This is a genomic window from Arthrobacter sp. JCM 19049 (assembly GCF_001310435.1).
Map to the genome: position 1 here is coordinate 1 of NZ_BAXF01000329.1, position 2,477 is coordinate 2,477.

Annotated in this window: 2 protein-coding genes; one reads left to right on the forward strand and one right to left on the reverse strand. The window is 69.1% G+C overall.

The window, feature by feature from the left end; translation table 11 throughout:
- Positions 1-1,159: type II CAAX endopeptidase family protein (locus tag JCM19049_RS11720; protein ID WP_279403077.1), on the reverse strand; the 1,159-nt coding region annotated here is incomplete at its 3' end.
- 230 nt (positions 1,160-1,389) lie between these two features.
- Here JCM19049_RS11720 and JCM19049_RS11725 point away from each other — a divergent pair.
- Positions 1,390-2,477 (forward strand): YibE/F family protein (locus tag JCM19049_RS11725; protein WP_279403078.1); only part of this gene is annotated, 1,088 nt, incomplete at its 3' end.

Consider the following 2,477-nt stretch of genomic DNA (forward strand, 5'->3'; position numbering starts at 1 on the left):
GCTCCGGCGGGTTATCGGTTCCCTGCCCCGCAGTGCCCGGCCCCTGCTGCGGTGGGTTCGGGTACGGCGGAAGCTGTTCGGCCGGCGGCGCCCAATAGGCGCCCGTGGGGTACCCGGGGCGCGGGGCATGGCCCGACGGGTAGTTCCCCTGGGCCGGGTGCCCCGGCACCGGGTACTGCTGCCCCGGGTACTGCTGCTGGTGGTACTGCGGGAAATGCGGGTGACCGCCGGTTGACCACGGCACCAGGTATTGCGGCTGCGGCGGCAGCGGAGCCGGCCCGGCGGTGCGCTGCACGCCGAAACGATCGGCCAGGCGCACCAGCAGGAAGGTCAGGACCGCGATCAGCACCAGTGAGGGCAGCAGGGCCGCGAGGGATCCCTCGGTGGCGTTCATGTCCATCAGCCCGGCCGCGCCCATCAGGAACAGGAGCACGTTGTTCACCACGTGCATTCCGATGGCCGCCTCCAGCCCACCCGTGCGCCAGGTGAGATAGCCGGCGGCCAGCGCGAAGGCCGCCACATCCAGCAGGCCGTAGACGTCGTAGAGGTGCCCGAAGACGAACAACGGCAGGGGCAGCAGGATCGCGAACAGCGGATGTTTCAGCCAGCCGCCGATGATCTGCATCAGCATCCCGCGGAACAGGTACTCCTCGGCCAGTGCCTGGAACGGCACCAGCAGCAGCACCAGGATCACCATCAGCACCGGGGAATCGGGCACGCTCTGGGCGGGCACCGGCGCGGAGGGCAGCACCCCGGTCCTTTCCAGCAGCAGCCCGCCGCCAAAGTAGAGCAGGTACACCCCCAGCGCCGCACCCAGGCACACCGCCAGCCAGCGGAACCGCAGCCTGCCGGTCACCGACCACAGCAGGCCCACCGGCTTGGGGCCCAGCAGCAGGTAGGCGAAGAAGCAGGCCGGGATCAGCAGGATGAGCGAGAGCATGGTCAGGATGAAATCCGAGGGATTGCTCATGTCCAGTGCCAGTTCCTCGCTGGCCGCCAACGGGTCGCCGGTGCCGGTGTCCATCCACGCGGTGGGGGAGGCCAGCATCATCGCGATCATGGCGATGACGATCAGGACCGTGAGCGCCAGATAGAAGCCCAGGGTGGTGCCGCCCACCGCCAGCGGCCGCCACCACCGGTACTGCCGGTCGCGGCGCATCAGGCGGTGGAAGGCGTAGGCGGGGTTCGGTCTGCGGATCGGCGCCCGCGGGGGAAGGCGAAGGCTCAAGGCGTTCTGGCTGGCTGGTCATAAGGCAATTCTCGCTGGTGCGGTGGGTAAACCCATGAACCTTTTGGGTGGATTTGTTTGCTCATCCCCGCGGACGGCGCCGCACGGGGGGGCGTTGTGCGATTCGCCGCTGCCCTGGCCCCGGCGCGCTGGCTACACTGGTGCGGGCACCATTGCGCATCGTCTTCGATGTGGTGCCACGACATCCGGGCACGCAGCGGCCCATCTCGGCAGGACGACAAAGGCAGGCACGTGGCCATCACCATCACGAACATTCGCAGATCCTCTTGGATCCCCGGCGCCGCAAGCGCGCCTCGATCATCCTCTGGGCGCTGCTGGCGCCGGTGGGAGCCATTGCGCTGGTGATGGTGATCGTGCTGTGGCCCCAGGGAAACTACGATCGCTTCGCGCTCAGCGGCCCGATGGACACCAGCGGGTCGGTGCAGATGTCCACCGGCACGGTCACCCGCACCGAGTCGCAGATCTGCCCCTCCAGCCAGGGGCTGGACGAGGTGGGCGGCAAGGAGCTGCAGTGCCCGGTCACCTACGTGATGCCCGACGGCGGCGGGGCGGAGATCCAGCTGGAGGTGCCGCCCGAAACGCTCAGCTCCCGGGATGTGGGTTCCGGGGATCGGGTGCGCTACCTGGATTTGGCGGGGGCCAGCACCGAGGCGGTGCCCTATGTCTTCGTCGATTTCGTGCGCACCACCCCGATGGTGCTGCTGGCCCTGGCCTACGCGCTGGTGGTGGTGCTGGTCGCCGGGTGGCGTGGCGGGCGGGCACTGATCGGGCTGCTGGGCGGGGTGGCGTTCATGATGATGTTCATGGTCCCGGCCCTGCTGGAGGGGCAGAACCCGGTGCTGGTGGCGCTGGTGGGTTCCACGGTGATCATGTTCGGGGCGCTGTATTTTGCCCACGGCCTGAACGCGAAGACCTCCACGGCGCTGCTGGGCACCCTCTTCGGGCTGGGCGTCACCGCCTGGCTGGCCGTGTGGCTGACCGATGCGGCAGCGTTGACCGGGGCCACCGATGAGCACGCGATGACCCTGTCCACGGTGGCGCCGCAGGTGTCGTTAACGGGGCTGCTGATTTGCGGGCTGCTGATCGGCGGGCTGGGGGTGCTCAACGACGTGACCATCACCCAGTCCGCCACCGTCTGGGAGCTGGCCGAGGCCGCGCCGCGGGCCACGGCCGCGAACTGTTCGCCAAGGGGATGCGCATCGGGCGGGACCACATCGCCTCCACCGTG